At 43.8% G+C, this 21,201-nt stretch carries 18 protein-coding genes and 1 pseudogene; 13 read left to right on the plus strand and 6 right to left on the minus strand.

What is annotated here, in order from left to right; translation table 11 throughout:
* Window position 1 precedes the first annotated feature (1 nt).
* The 3 genes from ctpB (at window position 2) to minJ (ending at window position 3,453) form a co-directional block, all read left to right on the plus strand.
* Window positions 2–1,444: a carboxy-terminal processing protease CtpB gene (gene ctpB, locus ACQXR1_RS01995; protein WP_071582339.1), complete on the plus strand. Its 1,443-nt coding sequence runs from the start codon at window positions 2–4 to the stop codon at window positions 1,442–1,444.
* 383 nt (window positions 1,445–1,827) lie between these two features.
* On the plus strand, window positions 1,828–2,181 hold the full coding sequence (gene swrA / locus ACQXR1_RS02000; protein WP_015251121.1) for a swarming motility protein SwrAA: 354 nt from the start codon (window positions 1,828–1,830) through the stop codon (window positions 2,179–2,181).
* A 78-nt stretch (window positions 2,182–2,259) separates the two neighbouring features.
* Window positions 2,260–3,453, plus strand: coding sequence for a cell division topological determinant MinJ (gene minJ, locus ACQXR1_RS02005; RefSeq protein WP_095431975.1), 1,194 nt, complete (start codon window positions 2,260–2,262; stop codon window positions 3,451–3,453).
* A gap of 47 nt (window positions 3,454–3,500) precedes the next feature.
* Here the strand turns inward: minJ and ACQXR1_RS02010 are convergent, their stop codons facing one another.
* The 3 genes from ACQXR1_RS02010 to ACQXR1_RS02020 form a co-directional block, all read right to left on the minus strand.
* Window positions 3,501–4,835: an MFS transporter gene (locus tag ACQXR1_RS02010; protein WP_227099281.1), complete on the minus strand. Its 1,335-nt coding sequence runs from the start codon at window positions 4,833–4,835 to the stop codon at window positions 3,501–3,503.
* A gap of 30 nt (window positions 4,836–4,865) precedes the next feature.
* Entirely contained in the window at window positions 4,866–5,435 is a 570-nt protein-coding gene (locus ACQXR1_RS02015; RefSeq protein WP_014665534.1) for a TetR/AcrR family transcriptional regulator, read from the minus strand.
* 74 nt (window positions 5,436–5,509) lie between these two features.
* The gene (locus ACQXR1_RS02020) at window positions 5,510–8,005 is read right to left on the minus strand and encodes a PEP/pyruvate-binding domain-containing protein (protein ID WP_430771642.1); all 2,496 of its coding nucleotides are present in this window, start codon (window positions 8,003–8,005) and stop codon (window positions 5,510–5,512) included.
* Window positions 8,006–8,433: 428 nt separating this feature from the next.
* On the opposite strand from ACQXR1_RS02020, the gene ACQXR1_RS02025 reads away from it, so the two are divergent.
* The 4 genes and pseudogenes from ACQXR1_RS02025 to ACQXR1_RS02040 all read left to right on the plus strand — a co-directional run.
* Complete coding sequence (locus ACQXR1_RS02025) at window positions 8,434–8,664, plus strand: CsbA family protein (RefSeq protein ID WP_003228053.1); 231 nt, start codon at window positions 8,434–8,436, stop codon at window positions 8,662–8,664.
* Window positions 8,665–8,849: 185 nt separating this feature from the next.
* On the plus strand, window positions 8,850–10,835 hold the full coding sequence (gene uvrB, locus ACQXR1_RS02030; RefSeq protein WP_430771643.1) for an excinuclease ABC subunit UvrB: 1,986 nt from the start codon (window positions 8,850–8,852) through the stop codon (window positions 10,833–10,835).
* A gap of 7 nt (window positions 10,836–10,842) precedes the next feature.
* Complete coding sequence (gene uvrA, locus ACQXR1_RS02035) at window positions 10,843–13,728, plus strand: excinuclease ABC subunit UvrA (RefSeq protein ID WP_430771644.1); 2,886 nt, start codon at window positions 10,843–10,845, stop codon at window positions 13,726–13,728.
* Window positions 13,729–13,807: 79 nt separating this feature from the next.
* A pseudogene (locus ACQXR1_RS02040) lies at window positions 13,808–14,362 on the plus strand (flagellin); the annotation flags it as partial.
* 197 nt (window positions 14,363–14,559) lie between these two features.
* On the opposite strand, the gene ACQXR1_RS02045 reads toward ACQXR1_RS02040, so the two are convergent.
* Complete coding sequence (locus tag ACQXR1_RS02045) at window positions 14,560–14,790, minus strand: hypothetical protein (protein WP_095431971.1); 231 nt, start codon at window positions 14,788–14,790, stop codon at window positions 14,560–14,562.
* 217 nt (window positions 14,791–15,007) lie between these two features.
* On the opposite strand from ACQXR1_RS02045, the gene yvlA reads away from it, so the two are divergent.
* Genes yvlA through ACQXR1_RS02065 form a run of 4 tightly spaced genes read left to right on the plus strand, consistent with a single transcriptional unit; the run spans window position 15,008 to window position 17,019 of the window.
* Window positions 15,008–15,334: a protein YvlA gene (gene yvlA / locus ACQXR1_RS02050; protein ID WP_014665526.1), complete on the plus strand. Its 327-nt coding sequence runs from the start codon at window positions 15,008–15,010 to the stop codon at window positions 15,332–15,334.
* 24 nt (window positions 15,335–15,358) lie between these two features.
* Window positions 15,359–16,456, plus strand: coding sequence for a DUF4097 family beta strand repeat-containing protein (locus tag ACQXR1_RS02055; protein WP_430771645.1), 1,098 nt, complete (start codon window positions 15,359–15,361; stop codon window positions 16,454–16,456).
* Between the two features lie 4 nt (window positions 16,457–16,460).
* The gene (locus ACQXR1_RS02060; protein WP_014665524.1) at window positions 16,461–16,658 is read left to right on the plus strand and encodes a PspC domain-containing protein; all 198 of its coding nucleotides are present in this window, start codon (window positions 16,461–16,463) and stop codon (window positions 16,656–16,658) included.
* A gap of 1 nt (window position 16,659) precedes the next feature.
* Window positions 16,660–17,019 (plus strand): phage holin family protein, encoded by a 360-nt coding sequence (locus ACQXR1_RS02065; RefSeq protein WP_003228066.1) that lies wholly within the window; start codon window positions 16,660–16,662, stop codon window positions 17,017–17,019.
* 27 nt (window positions 17,020–17,046) lie between these two features.
* Here the strand turns inward: ACQXR1_RS02065 and ACQXR1_RS02070 are convergent, their stop codons facing one another.
* Complete coding sequence (locus tag ACQXR1_RS02070) at window positions 17,047–18,246, minus strand: MFS transporter (protein WP_243571558.1); 1,200 nt, start codon at window positions 18,244–18,246, stop codon at window positions 17,047–17,049.
* 20 nt (window positions 18,247–18,266) lie between these two features.
* Window positions 18,267–18,785, minus strand: a complete 519-nt coding sequence (locus tag ACQXR1_RS02075; protein WP_243571557.1) for a MarR family transcriptional regulator — start codon at window positions 18,783–18,785, stop codon at window positions 18,267–18,269.
* A 429-nt stretch (window positions 18,786–19,214) separates the two neighbouring features.
* Between ACQXR1_RS02075 and pchC the strand changes: the two genes are divergently transcribed.
* Together pchC and cypX are read left to right on the plus strand one after the other, a co-directional pair.
* Window positions 19,215–19,961: a cyclo(L-leucyl-L-leucyl) synthase gene (gene pchC / locus ACQXR1_RS02080; RefSeq protein ID WP_069838629.1), complete on the plus strand. Its 747-nt coding sequence runs from the start codon at window positions 19,215–19,217 to the stop codon at window positions 19,959–19,961.
* Window positions 19,962–19,975: 14 nt separating this feature from the next.
* Complete coding sequence (gene cypX, locus ACQXR1_RS02085) at window positions 19,976–21,196, plus strand: pulcherriminic acid synthase (protein ID WP_069838630.1); 1,221 nt, start codon at window positions 19,976–19,978, stop codon at window positions 21,194–21,196.
* The last annotated feature ends 5 nt before the right edge of the window (window positions 21,197–21,201 follow it).

A 21,201-nucleotide genomic window follows, 5' to 3' on the forward strand; every position in this document is an offset into this window, starting at 1 on the left:
GATGAATCAAAAAATAATGGCTGTGATAGCAGCAGGGAGCATGCTGTTTGGAGGCGCCGGTGTATATGCGGGAATCAACCTGCTTGAGATGGATAAGCCCCAGACTGCAGCAGTTCCCGCGACGGCACAAGCTGACTCTGAACGGGATAAAGCTATGGACAAAATCGAAAAAGCGTATGAGTTAATTTCGAATGAGTACGTAGAAAAAGTTGATAGAGAAAAGCTGCTCGAGGGAGCCATCCAGGGAATGCTGTCTACGCTAAATGATCCTTATTCTGTTTACATGGACAAGCAGACAGCTAAGCAATTTTCTGATTCTCTTGATTCCTCATTTGAAGGCATCGGGGCTGAGGTTGGCATGGAAGACGGCAAAATTATTATTGTTTCCCCATTCAAGAAATCGCCAGCGGAAAAAGCCGGGTTGAAGCCTAATGATGAAATTATCAGCATCAATGGAGAATCGATGGCCGGCAAGGATTTAAACCACGCTGTGTTAAAAATAAGAGGAAAGAAAGGGTCCAGTGTTTCAATGAAGATTCAGCGGCCCGGAACGAAGAAACAACTGTCATTCCGGATCAAAAGAGCTGAGATTCCGCTCGAAACAGTTTTTGCATCAGAGAAAAAAGTGCAGGGGCATTCTGTCGGATATATCGCGATCTCTACTTTTTCTGAGCATACCGCAGAGGATTTTGCAAAAGCATTGAGAGAGCTTGAGAAAAAAGAAATAGAAGGACTAGTCATTGATGTACGCGGCAATCCGGGCGGATATCTTCAAAGTGTGGAAGAAATACTTAAGCATTTCGTTACAAAGGATCAGCCGTATATACAGATTGCTGAACGCAATGGTGATAAAAAACGTTATTTCTCAACATTGGCCCATAAAAAAGCGTACCCTGTCAACGTGATTACGGATAAAGGAAGTGCCTCCGCATCAGAAATTCTTGCCGGCGCGTTAAAGGAGGCTGGCCATTATGATGTTGTAGGCGATACGTCTTTTGGCAAGGGAACGGTTCAACAGGCTGTGCCAATGGGGGACGGCAGCAACATCAAATTAACGCTCTACAAGTGGCTGACGCCAAATGGAAACTGGATTCATAAGAAAGGAATTGAGCCGACCATTGCGATTAAGCAGCCCGATTATTTTTCCGCAGGGCCGTTGCAGCTGAAAGAGCCGCTTAAAGTGGACATGAACAATGAAGATGTCAAGCATGCGCAGGTATTGTTAAAAGGTCTCAGCTTTGATCCGGGACGTGAGGATGGCTATTTCAGCAAAGACATGAAAAAAGCGGTTATGGCCTTTCAGGATCAAAATAAGCTGAATAAAACGGGTGTAATCGACACACGCACTGCAGAGGCACTTAATCAGCAGATAGAAAAGAAAAAATCAGATGAAAAAAATGATTTGCAGCTTCAAACAGCATTGAAATCATTATTTGTCAATTAAAGGAGATGGTATTCCATCTCCTGTTTCTTTATGCTTAAAGAGATTATGGATCATAAGTCACATAAAAAATGAGTTTTTGACAAGAAATTAAAAAAATTTTCACAAATAAACATTTATAAAGGACTGTTATTACCCGATATCAATATATGAGAGAGACTTTCTAACGAGTTAATATGCATTTAAAATGAAACTTTTGCAAGTTGCCTAGTCTTTGTTTACTTCATACAATATAAGAAGGTTCTAAAAAGAACAGTAATCAGGTTTATGGCAGCTGAACGACAGGTATTTAAAGAGTAACGTTAGCGAGAATGCTTGTTAGCACTCCAGTACTGCTGCGTATACTGGCCCGTGCTTATCTGGATAAAGAAAATGGGGGTTCACAATTGAAGAGGGCAAGTATTGTGCGTGAGAAAAAATATTATGAATTAGTGGAACAATTAAAAGACAGAACACAAGACGTAACATTTTCAGCTACAAAAGCACTAAGTCTTCTTATGCTGTTCAGCAGATATTTGGTCAATTACACCAATGTCGAATCAGTAAATGACATTAATGAGGAATGTGCCAAACATTATTTTAACTACTTAATGAAAAACCATAAGCGATTAGGAATTAATCTGACAGATATAAAAAGGTCGATGCATCTAATCAGCGGGTTATTGGATGTGGACGTAAACCACTATTTAAAGGATTTTTCACTATCGAATGTCACGCTGTGGATGACGCAAGAGAGATAAACTCTTCTGAGGATATCCAAGCCATTTAATATTTGATAGAATATGAGTAACATGTTTGGCTTGAGGCGGTGAGAGATAGTGTCTGTTCAATGGGGAATTGAACTGTTAAAAAGCGCGGGCCTGTTCTTCTTACACCCGCTTTTCTGGTTTTTTATCATCATAACTCTGGCTTTCGGCTATGTAAGAATCAAAAGGGAACGCAAAACCTTTCATACAAGAATAGCAGATATTTATGATGATCTGAAATTTACATATACAAAGGGACTGATTCCTGGTTTTCTTTTGTCAGTTGTTTTAGGTGGACTCGGAATATCGATTCCTCTCGGTTTACTTGCGATTATTGCCGTTATCACTGCAGCGGCAGCGTTCACTCTTCGCGCAAACTGGATGTCTGCTGCATATATCGTCAGTGTGAGTATGCTGATAGGTTTTGGACTTCAAGTCTATCAGGCTGAGCCCTTTCTGGAGAGATTTCCGCAAGGATTTGCAGTTGTTTGGCCGGCTGTGGCTGTGTTTCTAGGTTTGCTGATTATCACTGAAGGAGCGGTTGCTTATCGTTCTGCTCATGTGAGAACATCACCGGCGCTTGTCGTAAGCAGCCGCGGTTTGCCGATCGGACAGCAGCTGGCAAACCGGGTTTGGCTTTTGCCGCTGTTCCTTCTCGTGCCCGGTAATGGTTTAGAATCGCATCTTAGCTGGTGGCCCGTGTTTACTGTTCCCGGCGGCTCATTCCATTTTCTATGGATTCCTTACTTTGTCGGATTCGGACAAAGGGTACAGGGATCGCTGCCTGAAACGAGTATAAGGATCACAGCGAAACGCGTTTGTATTCTCGGCCTTGCCGTCACAGTTCTTGGTGCAGCGAGCTTGCTTTGGACGCCGCTTGCGGGTGCAGCCGTCTGTACAGCTTTGTTAGGACGCATTTTTCTGTCTATAAAGCAAAGGGTGAATGATAACGCGGCTCCGTTTTATTTCTCGAAACGGGATCAGGGCTTGATGGTGCTTGGGATTATCCCCAATACGCCGGCTGAGGATCTGGAATTGAAAATCGGAGAAATCATTACAAAAGTTAATGGGATACCGGTTAAGAACGTTTCCGATTTCTATGAGGCGCTCCAGCATAACCGTGCATATGTGAAGCTTGAAATTATCGGTTTGAATGGAGAAATTCGTTTTGACCAGCGAGCTTCTTATGAAGGAGAACATCATGAATTGGGCATCCTCTTCGTAAAGGATGAACGTGAAGACGAAGCAGCCGCTTCGGGATCATAAAAGGCAGCCCGGCACCGCAGGAAGATGCGGTGCCGGGCTGTTTTGTATTACGCTGAGTTTTTTTCTATCCGTGCCGTTTCATCAGATTTGATGCCCAATGAAACAAAAACGCCGATAATGGATACAGCAAAGAGAATCATAAATAGGGTATGATATCCCGAAATCAGGCCGATTAAGGCTGATGAAATGATGCTTCCGAAATAACGGAAGGTCGAGAAAATGCCCGATGCCACTCCTGACATACTAGGATCTACTGTGGCAAGGGATGACACCTGCATGCTGGTCAGACCGACTCCGGAAGCAAGTCCGCCAAGGATAAGAGACAGCATGAGAAACAAGACGGAATGCGAGCTGCTTAACAGCAAAAATAATAGATTCGCTCCAGCCATCATAGCAAATGAAAGAAAAATGATTTTTTTTGCTCCCCACTTATGATGGAACTGTGCGCCCACCCAGTTGCTGGCTGACATGAAGATCGAAAATACGGAAAGCGCCATCCCGCTGTTAGACGTAGTAAGCCCAAATTGGTTCGTCATGAACAACGGCATGATCAATAAGACGGCATACATCATTAAATTGCTTAACAAGACTGATAGATTGGCATTTGTAAAGGTTGAGCTTTTAAACAGTGCAAAGTCAATGATTGGATGCTGTGTACGTTTTTCTCTTCTGAAAAAAAGCGGAACAAAAAGAAGTATTAATACACTGTATACCGCATAACCCCACGAAGCCTCATTTTTCGTCAGCAGGATAATGGAAACGATGCTGCCTGCAAGCAAGAGAGAGCCGATGATATCCAGCGGCGCGTCAGATTTATTTTCTTTATATTGAGGAAACATCGTTAATGCCGTAATTAAAGCAATGGCGAGGAACGGAATGTTGACCCAAAAAATCGAATGCCAGCTGAAGCTGTCAATCAGTATAGAGCCGATAAAAGGCCCGAGTGCTGCACCAAGTCCCGCGCCCAGTCCGAAAAATCCAAACACTTTCGGCAGGCGTTTTTCAGAAATCACATGCCGGATAATGGCAATGCTGTTTGGCGTAAGCAATGCCCCGCCGACTGCCTGCAATGCCCGAAAGACAATTAACAGGAGCAGACTTGGTGAGAGAGCGCAGCCTAGGGATGCGAATAGAAATAGGCCGACTCCCCATAAGTACATTGTTTTATTGCCGTACATGTCACCGAGCTTTCCTGCAATCGGCTGTGTGACTGCCATCACGATTAAATAAACGGTAACCACCCAAGTGATGCTTGCGAGGGATTCGTTATACGTATGGGAAATAGATGAAAGCGCGACCGCGATCATCGTTGAGTTAATGGGAACCAGAATGGCCCCCAATAATAGCGAGACGATCAGCGCCCATTCTTTTCTTGAGCTCATTAGGATCCTCCTTTTTATTATGCCAAGGAGTTAATCAGCAGAAATTCCTTTGACAAATAAAGCTGTGCTGTGCTCCAGCATTTTTTCCTGGGGCATTGATATGACCCGATTTCCTAAATGGAGACGGTGAATGAAATAACCGAAGATAATCGACATGAACACGTCGGCATGCTCCGCTTCATTTCCTGTCTGAATAACCCCTTTTTCACCCATCGTTTTGAGATAATCAACCAATAGCTGTTTCATAGATTGGGGATATTCAGTGACGTGGTTAATGACATCCTGAAACATGGCCGGTTCACGAAAGCTGATTTTAATGATATCTTTTCTATGTTCGAGCTCCTCCAAGAGACAGGTTCCGATATGAAGCAGGTCTTTGTACAAATCTCCTTCGGTTTGTTCCAAAATGCTGCTTCTGTTTGTAGAATGCTGAGAAAGCAAAGCCTCAACTAGTCCTTGTTTGTTTTTAAAGTTTCTGAAAATCGTCGCTTCACTTACGTTTGCTTTTTCTGCAATTTCTTTTGTAGTCGTTGCGCGATATCCTTTTTGGACGAGCAGCTGCATGGCAGCGTCAAGGATTCTCTTGTTTGTCGGTCTCAATACGTTTCACCTCACGAATATACTGGCAGGACAAGTATACACCCGCCCCGCTTGTATAAGAAAGAGGGGACGCATCAGGACCGGCTGACAACTGTGATTTTGCCGCTGCTTCCGTCAACCGTGATGATGTCTCCGTCTCGCAGTCTTTCTGTTGCCGTGCGTGTGCCGAGAACGGCTGGAATGCCGTATTCACGGGCGATAATCGCAGCGTGAGACAAAATGCCGCCCGTGTCTGTAATAACCGCTTTGGCGTCTTGAAACAGGCTGGTCCATAGCGGTGTGGTCATCTTGCAAACGAGTACGTCCCCAGGCGCGAATTGAGAAAATTCATTGGCGTCCCGAATGATCTTCACCGGACCTGTCGCAATGCCGCTTGACGCCGCAATGCCAAAAATATGATTCTCTGTGTTTTTTTCATCCTCTATCACAGCGCCGACAATTTCTTCAGCAGCTTTTAGCTGTTCTTTTGTCGGAGTGCCGAGATAGGCAGGGGCTTGGGCCAGCTCATACTCATGAAAGGTCTGCCTGCGTTTTTCAGCCTTTTCTTGCAGAGATACAGGGTGAAGAAGCGCGTGTTCCACTTCGTCGTCATATAAGAACCAAAGATCCTCACGATCTTGAATAACACCGTTTTCCGCCAGCAATTCACCTACCTTCAGCAGAAAGATTCTCGCCTTGGCATCCAGCATGGCGTCAATATAAAAGTGGTGATCATCTTTTATATTTGCAGAGTTCAGCGTCCATTGATAAAGGCGGTCAAATTCTGTGCGTAAATCGGGATCTTCTATGTTTTCCAAGAATTCATTGTATAATTTCTCTCGTTTTTCTTTCGTTTTCTGAAATTCATTGTCAAAGTGATAGCCATTACGGACATAATTTTGAATATTGGCTAGAGCAAAATACGGATTTTCCGCCCAGATTTGTTCAATCAGATCATGACTTTTTACAGATCTCCATCCGTATTCATGCAAGAATTCATGGATATTCTTCAGGAAGCGTCTTCCCTCATCTGTTTGTTCCAATTTCTCTTGGAGCTGTTCAGGTTTGTTGTTTTCAAAAATGGCCAGAAGGTGCGGGTTCTCCTGAACTTCAACGGAAAAAAGCCATAGGCAACGGTCAGTTTCCAGTGATTTGTTCATTTTTCCTGTCAGCATCTCGTAAAAATGAGCGTTTTCGGACTCTCCTTGAATGTCTTGATACATCGCTTGCAGTTTGTTTGTTAAAAGGATTTGCGGGAAAACGATATTGAAGTGCTCTTCATAAGCCTTGAGATAAAAGGCCTTTAGTTGTCGAAAAGCATCCAGTGCGCTTTCTGCAGAATGCTCAGTTTGTGCGAGCTGGTCCAGTGTCCGGTAAAAAGGAAGATAGGTGTGATTGATGATGTCATACATACGCTCCGATAAAATTGGGAAAAGTTCTTTGCCACAGTCTTCAGAAGGAGGCTGCTGCCCTCCTTGATTTTTGGAATAAATATGTCCGCGATAAAGTTTTACTTCATCAACAACTACACCAATCGGGAACTTTTGCATGCTCTTCTTTAAGCCATATTCCAATGCCGGCACGATGAACGATGAAAATAACGGACTCACCGGACCTTCAATATTAGACTCCATGTTAAGCCAGAAGTCATTCATATCAGCGTCGGTAATCATGAAGCTGCGTTTTTCTTCTGCCGCCTTTTTGTCCTGTTCAATGGTTGTAATCGGGCGAGCTTGCAGAAGGTATACTTGATGATCAGCAATTCCAAATTCTATATCAACAGGATACCCGTATAGTTCTTCAGTTTGTTTTGTGATTTCAGCCAATTCAATTACTTGTTCATCTGTAAGGCAAAAACGGCTGCGCATGTCTTCACTCGTTTCCTTTTCAGCAATTCCTTCTGCCGCAGACTCCATGTAGATTTCCTTTGCCCCTATTTCTTTCTGAATCTTAAACGAAGATTTATGAACAATGAACGTGTCTGGGGTAACACTTCCTGAAACGACAGCTTCACCCAGCCCGTAGCTGGCGCTGATTAAAAGCTCTCTATCATCATGGGTAACAGGGTTACGGCTGAAAATAACACCTGACACTTCTGAATCAATCAGCCCCTGAACGACCACTCCCATTAACGGCTCTGTGATTTGATTGTTCATTTTTTTCTTATAACTGCTGACCCGCCCTGAAAAAAATGAGGCCCAGCACTCTTTCACTTTAGCCAGAAACTCTTCCTCTGTTTTGATATTTAAGTAGGTTTCATACTGACCCGCGAATGAGGCGCCTTCTAAATCTTCCGAAGCAGATGAAGAACGCACGGCTACGGATCGATATGATTCTCTAAGCTGATAAAAAGAACTAGTCAGCTCATTTTTCAGCTCTTCCGAAAATGTCCCGGAAATGATCCCGCTTTCGACGCTCTTGCTAGTCTCTTGAAGCTGGTTGTCCTCCATAAAACGTGCGAGCGCGTTCGTTTGAATAATAAACCCGTCCGGAACAGGAAGACCGTGTTTGGTCAATTTAATCAAATTCATTCCTTTTGCTCCAGCCAGCTGGCTGGACTCTTCTGCCTGGCGAAATAAAACAGAATACATAGTTGAAACCCCTCTCTCCTTCATTTTATTTTTCTCTCTAGTCTTTTTATGGCGGAGCCTGTGTTTAAAAATGATAGTAAACACTATCATTCCATTGTAGGTTTTCAGGAAAATGCTGTCAAACGCAGAAAGTCCTAAATAAAATGAATAGTTAAGTTAGTTATATTATCATGAAATATACGGATGAACTGGTGCTGTATACCTATTTTCTTTTATTCTAGGAATCTGGCGGCGGACTTGATGATGTAACAAAAAAAGTGCCGCTGTGTGGAACAGCAGCACAATGTCCGGCACCAAAATGCAAATATGGTGATTGATTTTGGGTGAAAAGGGGTATGGTGTAGGAGAGGGAGCGAATGCATGATTGTCCGATTCTTCATTTTTTACTATAATCAGATCAGATGAAGAATCCCTGAGGAGGGTTTTTGTTGATTACAAAAGCCGTTTTTGCATTGTTTTTCCCTTTTATGCTTGTCGTTCTATTTACTAGAGTCACTTTTAATCATTATGTGGCGATCGCTCTAACAGCTGCATTGCTGTTTGCCTCTTATTTAAAAGGCTATACAGAAACGTATTTTATTGTAGGATTGGATGTTGTATCACTTGTGGCTGGCGGACTGTATATGGCCAAAAAAGCTGCAGAGAAAAAAGAAGAATAAATCGGACATAATGAATATAAAGACCGAATACCTGCTTTTACGTTTAAAAAGCAGGTTTTTTATACACAAAAACAAATGGAAATAAAAAACCACCGAACTTTAGTTCGTATTTTTAGTGATTTTGCTTTCCATTGTGTTACTATATCTATAGGAAGATTTCGTTAAAGAAACGGAGGCTTATTTTTGTGAAAGATCGCTTTGAGTTAGTCTCGAAATATCAGCCCCAGGGAGATCAGCCGAAAGCCATTGAAAAGCTTGTAAAAGGAATTCAGGAGGGCAAGAAGCATCAGACTCTGCTGGGTGCGACAGGAACTGGGAAAACATTTACGGTGTCCAATTTGATTAAAGAAGTCAATAAGCCGACTCTCGTGATTGCCCATAACAAAACTCTTGCTGGACAGCTTTACAGTGAGTTCAAGGAATTTTTTCCGAACAATGCTGTCGAGTACTTTGTCAGTTACTATGATTATTATCAGCCGGAGGCGTATGTGCCTCAAACGGATACATTTATAGAGAAAGACGCTAGTATTAATGATGAAATTGATAAACTGAGACACTCCGCTACATCATCTCTGTTTGAGCGTAGAGATGTCATTATTATTGCGAGTGTATCTTGTATATACGGTCTCGGTTCGCCTGAGGAATACCGGGAAATGGTCGTGTCATTGCGGAGTGAAATGGAAATTGAGCGCAACGAGCTGCTCAGAAAACTTGTAGATATCCAATATGCCCGCAACGATATCGACTTTCAGCGCGGCACATTTCGTGTGCGCGGGGATGTAGTGGAAATCTTCCCGGCATCCCGTGATGAGCATTGTATCAGAGTTGAATTTTTCGGTGACGAAATTGAACGGATTCGGGAAGTGGATGCGCTGACAGGAGAAATTCTCGGCGATCGTGATCATGTTGCGATTTTCCCGGCGTCCCACTTCGTAACGCGGGCCGAGAAAATGGAGAAAGCGATTCAAAATATCGAGAAAGAGCTTGAGGAACAGCTGAAGGTTATGCACGAAAACGGCAAGCTGCTTGAAGCGCAGCGTTTAGAGCAGCGGACAAGATATGATCTTGAAATGATGCGTGAAATGGGTTTCTGCTCGGGTATCGAGAACTATTCAAGACATTTGACGCTGCGGCCTCCAGGTTCAACGCCTTATACGCTGCTTGATTATTTCCCAGACGATTTTATGATCGTAGTGGATGAGTCGCATGTGACCATTCCTCAGGTGCGCGGCATGTTTAACGGAGACCAGGCGCGGAAACAGGTGCTCGTGGATCACGGCTTCCGGCTTCCATCAGCGCTTGATAACCGTCCGCTTCGTTTTGAGGAATTTGAAAAGCATATGCACAATATCGTGTATGTATCAGCAACACCAGGGCCGTACGAGATTGAACATACAGATGAAATGGTCGAACAGATCATTCGTCCGACGGGGCTTCTTGACCCGCTTATCGATGTGCGTCCAATCGAAGGCCAGATTGACGACTTGATCGGCGAAATTCAAGCTAGAATCGAGCGGAATGAACGGGTGCTTGTGACAACCTTGACAAAGAAGATGTCAGAGGATCTGACCGATTATTTAAAGGAAATCGGCATTAAAGTAAACTATCTGCATTCTGAGATCAAGACGCTTGAACGGATTGAAATTATACGTGACCTGCGCCTTGGCAAGTACGATGTGCTTGTCGGCATCAACCTGCTGAGGGAAGGCCTGGACATTCCCGAAGTATCCTTAGTTGCGATTTTGGATGCGGATAAGGAAGGCTTCCTTCGTTCGGAGCGTTCGCTGATCCAGACCATCGGGCGAGCAGCGAGAAATGCGGAAGGCCGCGTCATTATGTACGCCGATAAAATAACGAAGTCTATGGAAATTGCGATTAACGAAACAAAACGACGCCGCGAGCAGCAGGAGCGGTTTAACGAAGAGCACGGCATTACGCCGAAAACGATAAATAAAGAAATTCGCGATGTCATTCGTGCCACAGTAGCAGCTGAGGATAAAGCGGAATACAAAGCAAAAGCCGCGTCGAAGCTGTCGAAAATGACGAAGAAAGAACGCCAGAAAGTCGTTGAACAGATGGAGCATGAAATGAAGGAAGCCGCCAAGGCGCTTGACTTTGAAAGAGCCGCGGAGCTTCGCGATTTACTTTTAGAGCTAAAAGCGGAAGGATGATGAACAAATGGCTATGGATCGGATAGAGGTGAAGGGAGCCAGGGCGCATAACCTGAAAAATATAGATGTAACGATTCCGAGAGATCAGCTTGTCGTTGTCACGGGTTTGTCCGGATCAGGTAAATCCTCCCTTGCCTTTGACACGATATATGCTGAAGGACAGAGACGGTATGTCGAATCGCTGTCTGCTTATGCCCGCCAGTTTTTAGGGCAAATGGATAAGCCTGATGTTGATGCAATTGAGGGACTGTCTCCCGCCATCAGCATCGATCAGAAAACAACGAGCCGCAATCCGAGGTCTACTGTCGGTACGGTAACGGAGATTTATGATTATCTGCGTCTTTTATATGCGAGAGTAGGGAAGCCTCATTGCCCGGAGCACGGAATTGAGATTACATCCCAGACCATCGAGCAGATGGTGGACAGAATTCTGGAATATCCGGAACGGACGAAGCTTCAGGTGCTGGCGCCGATTGTCTCGGGCCGAAAAGGTGCTCATGTCAAGGTGCTTGAACAGATTAGAAAACAAGGCTATGTCAGAGTCAGAATTGACGGCGAGATGGCTGAGCTTTCCGACGATATCGAATTAGAAAAGAATAAGAAGCATTCCATTGAGGTTGTCATTGACCGGATTGTGGTGAAAGAAGGCGTGGCAGCCCGGCTGTCAGATTCATTGGAAACGGCGCTCCGTTTAGGTGAAGGACGGGTTATGATTGATGTCATCGGTGAGGAAGAGCTGATGTTCAGCGAGCATCATGCCTGTCCGCACTGCGGATTTTCAATTGGTGAGCTTGAGCCGCGGCTGTTTTCGTTTAACAGTCCGTTTGGGGCGTGTCCGACGTGTGACGGTCTCGGAATGAAGCTTGAAGTGGATGCCGACCTTGTCATCCCCAATCAAGATTTGTCATTGAAGGAGAATGCGGTCGTCCCTTGGACACCGATCAGTTCACAATATTATCCTCAGCTGCTTGAGGCAGTCTGCACCCACTACGGGATTGATATGGATGTGCCGGTCAAAGATCTGCCGAAGCATCAATTGGATAAAGTGCTGTACGGCAGCGGAGACGACCTGATTTATTTCCGATATGAAAATGATTTTGGTCAAATACGTGAAGGTGAAATTCAATTTGAAGGCGTATTGCGCAACATTGAAAGACGCTATAAAGAGACAAGCTCTGATTTTATCCGTGAACAAATGGAGCAGTATATGTCTCAGAAGTCTTGTCCGACGTGCAAAGGCTATCGGTTAAAGAAAGAGGCGCTTGCCGTATTGGTTGACGGACGCCACATCGGAAAAATTACTGAGCAGTCTGTAGCCGATGCACTCGCCTTTTTCAAAGGCCTTACCCTTTCTGAGAAGGATATGCAGATCGCTAATTTGATTTTGCGCGAAATTGTGGAGCGCTTAAGCTTTCTGGACAAAGTCGGCCTCGATTACCTGACATTGAGCAGGGCAGCGGGAACGCTGTCCGGTGGAGAGGCACAGCGCATCAGGTTAGCGACTCAAATTGGCTCACGCTTATCCGGTGTGCTTTATATTTTAGATGAACCGTCTATCGGTCTGCATCAGCGTGATAACGACCGCTTGATCAGCGCACTGAAAAATATGAGAGACCTCGGGAACACACTGATTGTTGTCGAACATGATGAAGACACGATGATGGCAGCGGATTATTTAATAGATATTGGACCGGGTGCCGGCATTCACGGCGGACAGGTGACATCTGCAGGTACGCCGGAAGAAGTGATGGAAGATCCAAACTCATTAACTGGCAGCTATTTATCAGGGAAAAAGTTTATCCCATTGCCTCCTGAAAGAAGAAAGCCGGACGGACGTTACATTGAAATGAAAGGCGCTTCAGAAAACAATCTGAAAAAAGTGAATGCCAAGTTCCCGCTTGGGACGTTTACAGCAGTTACAGGTGTTTCCGGTTCAGGAAAGAGTACACTCGTTAATGAAATTTTGCATAAGGCGCTGGCGCAAAAGCTTCATAAAGCGAAAGCGAAGCCCGGCAGCCATAAAGAAATAAAAGGTTTGGATCATTTAGACAAAGTCATCGACATTGACCAGGCGCCAATCGGTAGAACGCCGAGATCCAACCCTGCGACATACACCGGTGTATTTGATGACATTCGCGATGTATTCGCGCAGACAAATGAAGCGAAGGTCCGCGGCTATAAAAAAGGCCGCTTCAGCTTTAACGTGAAGGGCGGGCGATGTGAAGCCTGCCGCGGAGACGGGATTATTAAAATTGAAATGCACTTCCTTCCTGACGTATACGTTCCATGCGAGGTATGCCACGGCAAACGCTATAACCGGGAAACGCTTGAAGTGACGTACAAAGGAAAAAGCATCTCTGATGTGCTTGATATGACGGTTGAAGATGCTCTTTCTTTCTTTGAAAATATCCCGAAAATCAAACGCAAGCTTCAAACCCTTTATGATGTTGGTTTAGGTTATATTACGCTTGGCCAGCCGGCGACGACCTTGTCGGGCGGAGAAGCGCAGCGCGTGAAGCTCGCATCAGAGCTGCACAAACGCTCGACCGGACGCACGCTCTACATTTTAGATGAGCCGACGACAGGTTTGCATGTCGACGATATCGCCAGACTTCTTGTCGTGCTGCAACGGTTGGTAGACAACGGGGACACTGTACTGGTTATTGAGCACAACCTTGATATCATTAAAACGGCCGATTACATTGTGGATTTGGGCCCGGAAGGCGGAGCCGGGGGCGGAACCATTGTCGCGTCAGGAACGCCTGAGGAAATCACCGAAGTGGAAGAATCGTATACAGGCCGTTATTTGAAGCCTGTTATGAAGCGAGACAAAAAACGCATGAAATCGCTCTTGGAAGCGAAAGAAACGGCTACTCTTAAAAAACTTTATTAAGAGAGAACAGCTTGTCAGCAAGTCCATCCAGGGGCTTAGCAGGCAAGCTTTTTCTTTACGGCATAATAGGTTTAGAAGTGAACTTACTGTTCAAGCAGGAAACACAGGTACACAACAAGCAGAAGATCTTGGTACAATTAAAGATGAAATGGATGCGCTTATTGAGGAAGTTGATGGCATTTAAAATCGTACTGAATTCAACGGCAAAAAGTTATTAGATGGTACTGAAACTGATGGTTTCACTCCTTTCCAAATTGGAGCAAATGCTGGCCAGCAGCTTACAGTTAATATTGACAGCATGTCATCAACTGCTTTAGGAGTAAACGCACTTAATGTAACAGATTTTGCTAATACTCCTTTTGATACTCAACTTGAAAGTATTGATACTGCTATCAACAATGTGTCAAACCAACGCGCTAAACTTGGTGCGGTACAAAATCGTCTAGAGCACACTATCAACAATTTAGGGGCTTCTGGTGAAAACCTGACAGCTGCTGAGTCTCGTATCCGTGACGTTGACATGGCGAAAGAAATGAGCGAGTTCACAAAGAACAACATTCTTTCTCAAGCTTCTCAGGCGATGCTTGCTCAAGCAAACCAACAGCCGCAAAACGTGCTTCAATTGTTACGTTAATTCTGAACGGCTATCTCTTTCTGATAGTCACAGCTTGCCGACAGAGTCCATTAACTGGATGTGCCGGCAGGCTTTTTTTGTTACAATCATGGTGTGACAGCTAGGGAATCACTTGTTTTTTCAAAACAAAAAAGGCAAGATATTATCATCTAACCTTTAGCTTTGTTTCAGTTATAATGATGAAATGTTTTCTGCAATTATAAAGTCTTCTTATACAGCTGCTTACTTACACTCATTAAATCTTGAACAATATGCGTGCTGCTGCTATCGAGGAGCACTTTTATATATTGGATATCGTGAGAGATCGGGAAGGGTCCGTGAATCTGTTCAAGCTCGGCGATCATTTCACGATTCATTCTTTTTTGTTCATGAATCAGCTTTAACACGGATTCTTGTGTTACTGTATAGTCACTGGGATCTTTCTCCATTGCTTGTCCAGCCTCCTTGGTTGCCGTAAGCTTTTTACATATTGTAATCGGTATAGCCGGAAGATTCTACTTCTAAAACTTTTTAAAATCCAATTTCCGTAAATCGGAGCATGTCTAAAGAATGAATTTGAAACCTGAAGAGATTTTAAACGTATAAATAAGTAAAACGTCCCTGATCTTTTGTCATGGACAATTCACAATAGGAGTGTGGAATGAATTGAACCGTAATCAAGCTATTATTGCATCACTTTGTTACTTCAGTGTGTTCATTGCGCCAATCATTGTGCCGATTGTCGCTTATTTTGTAGTAAATGAGAAAGAAACAAAACGTCATGCGATACGTTCTCTTATTTCTCACATTGTTCCGTTTGTCGGCTGGCTGTTCCTTTTTATTGCTTTACTTGGCGGAGCTATTGCGATTGATGGAGACAGCCTTCTTCCCGTATTTGTAATCATTGGGGGAGCGGTTATTTATTTCTTGGTTGTCATTGGCATTATCATTTGGAATGTGATTCAGGGCATTAAGGTCCTGCGTGCAGCATAAGTAGACAATGGGGAGGAGATCGTAATGAAGCAAGAAAAGGAACGAATCCTTAAGCTTGTTGAGGACGGGAAGCTTACCGCACAAGAGGCTTTGACACTGATTGAAAAACTTGACAGCGACTATAAGGAAAAAGAAGAGAAAATCACAGCGCTCTCAGTTCACGTTCATGACGAGGAAGAGCCATTTACAACGGCAAAAAAAGAGAGCGGTAAGCCGTCTTTAGGAGCCAAGCTATTTGACTGGATTGATTCTGCTGTGAAAAAGGTCAAGGAAGTTGACCTTGATTTAAACTTCGGCCATGCATATGATGTTCAGCACATTTTTCAATTTAAAGATACTGACTTTTCCAGTGTCGAGCTGCAAATTGCCAATGGCAGCGTGAATATCGTCCCTTGGGAAGATGAGGATATCAGAGCGGAATGCCAGGCAAAGGTATATCGCGCTGACAGCCAGGATGCGGCGAGACATGCATTTCTTCAGCATATTGAATGCGAAATCAAAGGAAATAAGTTTTTTATCCGTACTGAGAAAAAGACGATGAAAACGAATGTCACTTTGTATATTCCTCAAAAGGAGTATGATAAGATTCGGGTGAAGCTGTTTATTGGACCGATCAGAGGGGAACATTTACATGTAAAAGAGTTCTCAGCGAAAACGACAAACGGCGTGCTGTCGTTCTCGCATTTAACAGCTGAAAAAGCCATTGCTGAAACGGCCAACGGGCAAATTAAGCTCGCCAGCCACAGCTGCGGAACGATAGAAGCGGAAACCATTAACGGATTGATCGATCTCCGAGGGAAAAGCGAATCCATTGACGTTCAAAGCTTTAACGGAAATATTGCGATTAACGTCACAGAATCAGACTGCCGCTCCATTTATGCAAAAACAACGACTGGGAGTGTGGAGCTTGCGATTCCAGACGATCTCGCAGTGAAGGCAGAGCTGAAAAGCAATCTTGGTTCGCTGTCCCATGAATTAATGGATGTTGAGATGCTGAAGGAAAAAAATGAAACCATTCAAAAAGAAATGATGTTCACTTCAAATCAGGCACATGATCAAAACATCACCGTCTTCTCAGAATCATTAACAGGCGCCATCAAACTAAAGTACTCACAGAGGTGATCGAATGAATAAGCTTTATCGCTCAGAAAAAGACAAGAAAATCGCTGGTGTCATTGGAGGTCTCGCGGAATATTTCAATTGGGATGCATCACTCCTCAGAGTCATAACTGTCATCTTAGCAATTATGACAAGTGTCTTACCGGTTTTGCTCATTTATATCATTTGGATTTTTATCGTCCCGTCAGAAAGGGATATGAAATGACATGGTAAAATGGGCAGTCAGCATTTTAGTCAATGCATTGTTATTAATCGTCATTGATGGATATATTGACTCCATCCATATCAGCAGCATTGGGGCAGCGATTATCGCCAGCCTCATTTTATCGATCTTAAACGTGCTGATTAAACCGCTTTTAATTATTTTTACACTGCCGGTCACCATGGTGACGCTTGGGCTCTTCTTGTTTGTGATTAACGCCATCACGCTGATGATGACTGCGTCCATCATGGGTGACAGTTTTCAAATCGACGGCTTCGGCACAGCGATATGGGCATCCGTTATCCTGTCGGTATTTCATTTATTGATTCAAAAAGGCATTTTAGAGCCGCTTAGAAAAAAATAAAAAAAAGCTGCCGCAAAGGCAGCTTTTTTACATGTGGTGTTTGATGTTATTCTGCGAGCGTTGCATGTGGGGCACAAGGCAGAAACTCAATACAGCAAATACAACTCCTAAAAGTCCAAATGACATGGCTGACGGCATTAGTGTAAGCAGATAAGCTGATACCATTGGACCTGCCGCCATCCCTGTATACCTGATAAAGTTAAACATTCCGATTGCACTCCCTCTGTTTTTCTCAAATTCATTGGTGATCATTGTGGAGTACAATGGAGGAATGGCCCCCATTGAGATGCCAAACAGAGCCAGTGTGAGAGCCATGAGAATGAGAGAAACGGAATGTGTAACAGCAAACAAGATGATACTGATGGCCGCGATCACATTGCTGCTAATAAACAAGGGGTGCAGCCCGATCTTTGCCTGTATTCTTTTAAACAGAAACGTCCCTGCAATCGTGCTCAGCGCCAGCGGCAAATATAGCAGTCCTGCTATGCTTACATCAATATGATAGTGCTCTGTCAGCAATATTGGGAGGTAGACGATCACCGCAAAATAAATGAAAAAGAGAACAAAACTTAAAGTCAAAATGACGTTTCCTGTTCGATTTGTAAATATTGATTTATAATGAGCGAACAAATTGCCTTTGGCTTGCTGTTTAGATCCAGTAGGAGAATCTTTAGGAAAGGCGATGCTGTTTGTCACCAGCATAACGATAGAGATGGCCGTAAGGATCCAAAAAATCCCTTCGTACCCGGCTGCTCCTCCTATGAATCCCCCTAGAACTGGGGCGATAGCCGGTGCGGCGGACAGGAGCATTTGATACGTTCCCATTGCACTCCCGCGTTCACTGCCCGTAAACAGCTGGCCGATCGTTGTGGCAGCAATAAGAGGCAGTGCTGCGGAACCGGCTGCCTGTATCATTCTGAATATCAGAAACAAAGTAAAGTCAGTAGTCACCGCACAGCCGATGCTGCCTGCTGCCGTTGCCAGAATACCGGTAATCAAGACGATCCGAGCGCCTTTAAAATCAATGATGGCTCCTAATATAATTTGCATTATTGCTGTCACAATCATAAAAACTGAGACTGACAGGTTCACCATAGCTGCGGAAACATGGAATGATTCTTTAATGATCGGGAGAATAGGTGAATAAATGTTCTGGCTTAAAGATGCAAAAAATGCACTGAAGCAAACAGTGTATAAGATCAATGCCTTTGATTTTGTATGAGCCAAAGTGTACACCGCCTTTTAGTTTACTTTACAGGTTTGTTCGAAGTCCTATCGGTTTGTTCTGCTTCAAGTGTTGACGTCAAGTGCTCTAGAAACTTCAATACAGCCTTTTGTTCTTCATGCGAAAATGAATCGAGGAATTGGTAAAAAGCCTGCTCCTTTTTTTTATGCAGTTTCTCATGTAAGTCGAAAATCCGTCTGCCTTTACGGGTTAATTTAAAATAAACTTCTTTTTTGTTATCTGTCAGCTGATAGCTGTTAATGAATTCTTCCTTGATCAGTTTTGTGCTGATTTTCGTTACATTCGCTTTCGATAAATTCATTTTCCTGGCGATCCCCGCGTTGTTAATGGGTTCATGCTGGCCGATACAGTCAATGACATGAATGCTTGTGATATTTTTAGGGATATCAATCACATCAATCACATCCTCTTCTGCAGCCTCCTTAAAAAATTGCTGAAGTGAAGTGTTCGCTTTTTGTTCATTAAGGTGCAGCATTCTCACGTATATGTCGTATATCATCTGCTTTGTCAAATCAGGCATAGGCTACCTTCTTTCTTAGGAATAATAGTTTACGATAAAACAATAAATAAAATTGTTTACTGGTGAACGATTTTATTTTATCTTTTCTTGCCTTCGTTGTCAATTGCTGGTGTTTAAACTTTATCCGGTGTTATGTCATGCTGAATAGGAGTGTAAAAAGTGTGTGAAAAATGTGATATTTACATTTATTTGAAAAAATATGTACTATTCTTATTGACGGGTGGAACAATAAGGGATAAAATGACTAATGTTTACTAGTAAACATTTATTATGACATGAATATGAAAAAAGAAGTTTTGAAACTTAAAATAATTCACTTAGAAACTTTAAGTGCTGCCTGCCATTCGTCTTGTTCAGTTGTGCCAGTTATTCTATCTCATTTTTGAGGGTGATGACTTAAAGCGGGATAAGTTTTTAGAGGTGAATGAGATGACCGAAATGGTGACGGAAAGAAAGCCTGTAGTTTTTACTGCTGAGTCACTGACACAAAACTGCAGAGAAATATTTGAACGGCGCCGGCATGTTTTGGTGGGGATCAGCCCATTTAACAGCAGGTTTTCTGAGGATTATATTTACAGGTTGATTGGATGGGCAACAGCTGAATTTAATAGCGTTTCCGTTTTGCTTGCGGGGCATGAGGCGGCTAATCTTCTCGAAGCGCTCGGCACTCCCAGAGGCAAGGCTGAACGAAAGGTAAGAAAAGAGGTATCGCGAAACAGAAGATTTGCAGAAAGGGCTCTTGCGGCTCATGGCGGGGATTCGAAGGCGATCCATACATTTTCTGATTTCACGGAAAACAAAGCTTATCAGCTGATGAGACAAGAAGTTGAACATGCATTTTTTGAGGATCCTCATTTTCGGCATGCTTGTTTGGACATGTCTCGTGAAGCGATGATCGGTCGTGCGCGCGGAATCAGTTTGATAATGGAAGAGGTCAGTGAGGATATGCTGAATTTGGCTGTGGAATATGTCATTGCAGAGCTGCCGTTTTTTCTCGGAGCTCCGGATATTCTTGAGGTGGAAGAGACACTCCTAGTTTATCATCGTCCGTGGAAGCTCGGTGAGAAGATCAGTAACCATGAATTTTCTATTCGTATGCGGCCTAATCAAGGGTATCTCATTGTGCAGGAAACGGCGCAGATGCTTTCTGAAACACGGATCACATCTGAAGGATGATAGGGGGAGTAAACATGAATCAATCAATTAAGTTGTTTAGTGTGCTTTCTGACCAATTTCAAGAAAATCCATATGCTTATTTTTCACAGCTGCGGGAGGAAGATCCAGTTCATTATGAAGAGTCGATAGACAGCTATTTTATCAGCCGCTATGAAGACGTCCGCTATATTCTTCAGCATCCAGATATTTTCACGACAAAATCACTTGTTGAGCGCGCTGAACCCGTCATGCGCGGTCCTGTACTGGCCCAAATGCATGGGAAAGAACACTCCGCAAAAAGAAGAATTGTAGTGAGAAGCTTTGTAGGGGACGCATTGGACCATCTGTCTCCATTGATTAAGCAAAATGCAGAAAACTTATTAGATCCTTATCTAGAAAAAGGGAGAATCGATCTCGTCAATGATTTTGGAAAGACGTTTGCGGTGTGTGTCACGATGGACATGCTCGGGCTGGATAAAAGAGATCATGAAAAAATCGCTGAGTGGCACAGCGGAGTTGCCGATTTTATTACGAGTATCTTTCAGACTCCTGAAGCGCGGGCGCATTCTTTATGGTGCAGCGAACAGCTTTCCGATTACTTGATGCCGGTCATTGAGGAACGCCGCGTCAATCCGGGATCAGATTTAATTTCCATCCTATGCACTTCTGAATATGAAGGCATGGCGATGTCGGACAAGGATATACTGGCACTGATTTTGAATGTGCTGTTAGCCGCAACGGAACCGGCAGATAAGACGCTGGCACTGATGATATATCATTTGCTCAACAATCCCGAGCAGATGTATGATGTTTTGGCTGACCGTTCGCTAGTGCCAAGAGCCATTGCGGAGACGTTGCGTTATAAACCGCCGGTTCAGCTGATTCCGCGGCAGCTGTCCCAGGATACGGTGGTCGGCGGTATGGAAATCAAAAAAGATACGATTGTTTTTTGTATGATTGGAGCGGCTAATCGGGACCCAGAAGCGTTTGAACATCCTGACGTGTTTAATATTCATCGGGAAGATCTCGGCATCAAGAGCGCTTTTAGCGGCGCCGCTCGGCATCTCGCTTTCGGATCTGGCATCCATAACTGTGTAGGAGCAGCTTTTGCCAAAACCGAAATCGAGATTGTAGCCAATATTGTGCTGGATAAAATGCGGAATATCAGGTTAGAGGAAGGTTTTCGTTATGCTGAGTCCGGTCTGTATACACGCGGACCTGTTTCACTTCATATTACGTTTGACAGGGCTCAATAAGATTG

This window comes from Bacillus sp. ATD, assembly GCF_050585765.1.
GTDB lineage: Bacteria > Bacillota > Bacilli > Bacillales > Bacillaceae > Bacillus > Bacillus stercoris.